At 68.3% G+C, this 4,317-nt stretch carries 7 protein-coding genes; 3 read left to right on the top strand and 4 right to left on the bottom strand.

What is annotated here, in order from left to right; genetic code table 11:
* Positions 1 to 920: glutaminyl-peptide cyclotransferase (locus AX685_RS04355; protein ID WP_331710146.1), on the top strand; the 920-nt coding region annotated here is incomplete at its 5' end.
* Positions 921 to 1,044: 124 nt separating this feature from the next.
* On the opposite strand, the gene AX685_RS04350 is transcribed toward AX685_RS04355, so the two are convergent.
* From AX685_RS04350 to AX685_RS04335, 4 genes are all read right to left on the bottom strand, one after another.
* Positions 1,045 to 2,376 carry an ammonium transporter gene (locus AX685_RS04350; RefSeq protein ID WP_066485804.1) on the bottom strand — a complete coding sequence of 444 codons (1,332 nt, stop codon included), beginning with the start codon at positions 2,374 to 2,376 and terminating at the stop codon, positions 1,045 to 1,047.
* A gap of 11 nt (positions 2,377 to 2,387) precedes the next feature.
* Entirely contained in the window at positions 2,388 to 2,726 is a 339-nt protein-coding gene (locus AX685_RS04345; protein WP_066485802.1) for a P-II family nitrogen regulator, read from the bottom strand.
* 142 nt (positions 2,727 to 2,868) lie between these two features.
* Positions 2,869 to 3,069, bottom strand: a complete 201-nt coding sequence (locus AX685_RS04340; RefSeq protein ID WP_066485800.1) for a putative signal transducing protein — start codon at positions 3,067 to 3,069, stop codon at positions 2,869 to 2,871.
* A gap of 13 nt (positions 3,070 to 3,082) precedes the next feature.
* On the bottom strand, positions 3,083 to 3,634 hold the full coding sequence (locus AX685_RS04335; protein WP_066485798.1) for a pyridoxamine 5'-phosphate oxidase family protein: 552 nt from the start codon (positions 3,632 to 3,634) through the stop codon (positions 3,083 to 3,085).
* Between the two features lie 46 nt (positions 3,635 to 3,680).
* On the opposite strand from AX685_RS04335, the gene AX685_RS04330 reads away from it, so the two are divergent.
* Complete coding sequence (locus AX685_RS04330) at positions 3,681 to 3,932, top strand: type II toxin-antitoxin system CcdA family antitoxin (protein ID WP_066485797.1); 252 nt, start codon at positions 3,681 to 3,683, stop codon at positions 3,930 to 3,932.
* Complete coding sequence (locus AX685_RS04325; protein WP_066485796.1) at positions 3,929 to 4,228, top strand: CcdB family protein; 300 nt, start codon at positions 3,929 to 3,931, stop codon at positions 4,226 to 4,228. The genes AX685_RS04330 and AX685_RS04325 overlap by 4 nt, the downstream gene beginning before the upstream one ends.
* Positions 4,229 to 4,317: the final 89 nt, after the last annotated feature.

Here is a 4,317-nt window from a genome sequence, read left to right as displayed (position 1 = left end):
CTCGCACAGGCCGCCCCCCCGCCACCACCGCTCTGCGCCTCCGCGCGAACCAACCTTCTCCTGCCACCCCCTCCCACGCGGCCGGGCCAAAGCCGATGACGCGCCCCGCGATCCGCGGTAAGCCGGTCGCGATGACGCGCTGGTTCCTCCTCCCGCTCGTGGCGCTGGTCGCGCCTGCCTCCGCCGTACCGCAGGCGGCGACCCCCGCCGCCGCCGCCGCGCCGCGCCCGGCGCTGATCGTCCCCACGGTCGTCGCGCGCTATCCGCACGATTCCGCCGCCTTCACCGAGGGGCTGATCTGGAACGGCGGGCAGCTGGTCGAAAGCGTCGGGTTGGAGGGGCAGTCGGACGTGCGCCGCGTCGACCTGGCCACCGGCAAGGTCACTGCGCGGGCGACGATCCCCGCGGCGCAGTTCGGCGAAGGGCTGGCGGCGTGGAAGGGACAGTTGGTCAGCCTGACCTGGCATGACGGCATCGCCCACCGCTGGTCCGCGACCAGCCTCAAGCGGCTGGGCACGCTGCGCTATTCGGGCGAGGGCTGGGGACTGGCGAGCGACGCGACCGGCTTGGTCCGGTCGGACGGCAGCGCGACGCTGACCTTCCACGATCCCGCGACGCTGGCGGTTCGCCGCACGCTGACGGTGTCTTTCGCGGGGCGGCCGCTGACCCAGCTCAACGAGCTGGAGGTGGTCGACGGTGCGATCCTTGCCAATGTCTGGCATCAACAGTTCATCGTCCGCATCGACCCCGCATCGGGGCGTGTCACCGGGGTCATCGACCTGCGAGCGATCGTCGCGGAGGTCGGCGCGACCGATCCAGAGGCGGTTGCCAACGGCATCGCCTGGGACGCGGCGAAGCGCCGGCTGTTCGTCACCGGCAAACGCTGGCCCACCGTGTTCGAGATCCGCCTGCCGCGCTAGCGCGCGTCGCGACCGAATACCGCCACCGCGAAAAATGACCCGGTACGTTGCCGTACCGGGTCGAGGTGTGTCCGCAGGAGGAACCTGGTGAGCGGCGGCGGGCCGTCCCGCCGCCGCAATTTCGTCAACTGTTGTAGGCGCGCTCGCCATGCTCGCCGAGGTCGAGGCCTTCGCGCTCGACCTCCGCACTGACGCGCAGCCCGGTCAGCGCCTTGGCGGCATAGGTGGCGATCACGGTGCCGATCGTCGCCCACACGATGGTGGTGACCACCGCGATGACCTGCGTGGTCAGCTGCGATCCGATCGCGAAGTCCGGCTTGCCCGGCCCGCCAAGCGACGGGGCGTAGACGATCGCGGTGCCGATCGCGCCGATCATGCCGCCGATGCCATGGACGCCGAACGCGTCGAGCGCGTCGTCATAGCCCAGCTTCGGCTTGAGCATCGACACGGCGTAGAAGCAGATCACCGAAGCGACCGCGCCCAGCACGATCGCGCCGAACGGGCCGGAATTGCCCGCCGCCGGGGTGACCGCGACCAGCCCGGCGACGATCCCCGAGCAGAAGCCCAGCGCCGAACCCTTGTGGCCGTTCAGCCGCTCCGCCAGCATCCAGAACAGGCCGCCCGCCGCGGTCGCGACGAAGGTATTGATCATCGCCAGCGCGGCCGAGCCGTTGGCCTCCAGCGCCGAACCGGCGTTGAACCCGAACCAGCCGACCCACAGCAGGCCGGTGCCCACGCCGGTCATCGTCAGCGAGTGCGGCACGATCCGCTCGGTCGGGTAACCGATGCGCTTGCCCAGGATCAGCGACGCGACCAGCGCCGACACGCCGGCGTTGATGTGCACGACGGTGCCGCCCGCGAAGTCCAGCGCGCCCATCTTGAAGAACAGCCCGCCCGATGCCCACACCATGTGCGCGATCGGGAAATAGACGATCGTCAGCCAGATGGCGCCGAACACCATCACCGCGGAAAACTTCATCCGCTCGACGACCGACCCCAGCACCAGCGCGACGGTGATCGCGGCGAAGGTCATCTGGAAGCAGACGAAGACATATTCGGGGATCGCGACCCCGGCGGTGAAGGTGGCGGCGACCGAATCCGGGGTGATCCCCTTCAGGAACGCCTTGCCGAAGCCGGAGATGAAGTCGTTGCCACCGTCGCCGAAGGCCATGGTATAGCCGTACATCACCCAGATCAGCATCGCGAGGCACGCGACCGCACCGATCTGCGTCATCGTCGACAGCATGTTCTTCGCGCGGGTGAGGCCGCCGTAGAACAGCGCCAGCCCCGGCACGATCATCATCAGCACCAGCACGGTGGAGGTCATCATCCACGCCGTGTCGCCCTTGTTGACCGTCGGCGCGGCGGCGGCGGCCTGCGCGAACGTCGGGCTGGCGGCCAGCGCGCCGAGCGCCAGCATCGCGCCCCCGCCGATCGTCTTCTTCGATAGCGTCATTGTCACCCCCCTCAGAGTGCGGTGTCGTCGGTTTCGCCGGTGCGGATGCGCACCGCCTGCCCGACGTCCAGGACGAAGATCTTGCCGTCGCCGATCGCGCCGGTGTTGGCCGATGCCTGCACCGCTTCCACGACGCGATCGGCGATGTCGGACGCGCAGACGACCTCGATCTTGATCTTGGGCACCATGTTCGTGCTGTATTCGGCACCGCGGTAGATTTCGGTCTGGCCCTTCTGCCGGCCGAACCCCTTGACCTCGGATACCGTCATCCCGGCCACGCCGATCGTGGTGAGCGCCTCGCGCACCTCGTCCAGCTTGAACGGTTTGATGATGGCTATGACCAGCTTCATCGCGCCCCCTTCCGAATAACCCGGAACAGCGCATCGCAAACCGCGTGCCAACCGCCGCCACGGCGTGCGGCGGGCTGCCGCGCGGGCCGACGGGTCTTAACGGAACGTAAAAATTGTGCAGCGCGGCGGAGCTGCCCGTTTTTTAGGCAGGTCCGGCCACCGCCTGCGCCGCGGCCAGATCGTCCTCGTCCACCATCACCCGCACCGGGATCAGCAGCCAGCTGCCATCGGCGATCGACGCGCCGCCGTCGAACGCCAGCGCGGGGATACCGTCCGCCTCCAGCCGCGACACCAGGATGTTCGCCAGATTGCGGTCGTACCGCCCCAGCTCCACCAGTGCCATCAGGCGGGCGCCGTCATGCGGGCGGCTGCGTCGGGTTGCGCACCGGCAGGCCGTCGATGCTCGTCGTCCGCACGGCATATTTGGCGAAGCGCGTCGCATCGCCGTTGGCGGTGTGATATTTGCTCAGCGTCGGGCGCTCGCGCTCGAACGCCATGTACGGCACGCCCCAGCCGCACGAGGTTTGCACCTGCTCTACCGCGATCACGAAGATCTGCCGCGTGCCGGGCAGCAAGGTGAAGTGCCGCGCCAGTTCCGCCCAATCGTCGTCCTGCGGCAGCACCGGGCGTCCGCGGCCGTAGATGCGGAAGATCAGCGCGGGATTGTCGAAGGCGCAGAACATGATCGTGATCCAACCGTCGGCGATCAGATGCGCATTGGTCTCGTTCCCCGAACCCGCGACGTCGAGATAGGCGACGGTGCGATCGTCCAATACCCGGAAACTGTCCATCCCCTTGGGGCTGAGGTTGATCCGCGCATCCGCCGCGGCGGTGGCCACGAAGAACACCGGCTGCTTCGCAACGAACGCGCGGTGATCGTCGGTCAAAGCGGGGAAGAACTCGGCCATCGTGCGCTCCGTTGACGCGCATGGAGGATGCGCATAGCGTGAGTGTATGAGACATGAAAACCTCCAGACGGGCAAGCCGAAACGCCAATCGGTCAACCTGTCGCTCGACACCGGCATCGTGGCCGCGGCGCGCGAGACGGGGCTGAACCTGTCGCAGATCAGCGAGGACGCGATCCGCCGTGCGACCAAGGCCGAGCAGGAGCGTCGCTGGCAGGAACAGAACCGACCGGCGATCGACGCGTGGAGCCGCTGGTACGAACAGAACGGTCACCCGCTGGAAAAGCACAAGGCGAGGTGAGGGCGCAGTTCGACGTCTATCGGCTGTCCGACGCGACGCTCGTGGTGGATGTCCAGTCGCCGCTCGCCTCGGTGCATGCGACGCGCTTCGTCATTCCGCTGCTGCCCCTGGACGACGCCACGCCGCCGATCCCGCGGCTCAACCCACAGGTCAGCATGGAGGGGCAGCCATGGGTTCTGGCCACGCATTTCGCGACCACGGTTGACAACCGTATCCTTACGTCCCTCGCAGGGTCGCTGGCGGATCAGGAAGGGGCGATCAAGGGCGCGCTCGACTTCCTGGTCAACGGGTTCTGACCGCCTAGGCCGCCGCGGTCCCGCCCACCGTCAGCCCACCGACCAAGAGCGTCGGCTGCCCGACGCCGGCGGGCACGCTCTGCCCGCCC

Source organism: Sphingomonas sp. CCH9-F2 (genome assembly GCF_001556735.1).
Lineage (GTDB): Bacteria > Pseudomonadota > Alphaproteobacteria > Sphingomonadales > Sphingomonadaceae > Sphingomonas > Sphingomonas ginsenosidimutans.
The sequence above is the reverse complement of the archived record's forward strand: the minus strand, read 5'-3'. Positions and strand labels throughout refer to the sequence as shown.

Excerpts from the sequence above, each read along its gene's own strand:
- AX685_RS04350 (WP_066485804.1), bottom strand. The coding sequence starts at position 2,376 with ATGACGCTATCGAAGAAGACGATCGGCGGGGGCGCGATGCTGGCGCTC.
- AX685_RS04345 (WP_066485802.1), bottom strand. The coding sequence starts at position 2,726 with ATGAAGCTGGTCATAGCCATCATCAAACCGTTCAAGCTGGACGAGGTG.
- AX685_RS04340 (WP_066485800.1), bottom strand. The coding sequence starts at position 3,069 with ATGGCACTGGTGGAGCTGGGGCGGTACGACCGCAATCTGGCGAACATC.
- AX685_RS04335 (WP_066485798.1), bottom strand. The coding sequence starts at position 3,634 with ATGGCCGAGTTCTTCCCCGCTTTGACCGACGATCACCGCGCGTTCGTT.
- AX685_RS04330 (WP_066485797.1), top strand. The coding sequence starts at position 3,681 with ATGAGACATGAAAACCTCCAGACGGGCAAGCCGAAACGCCAATCGGTC.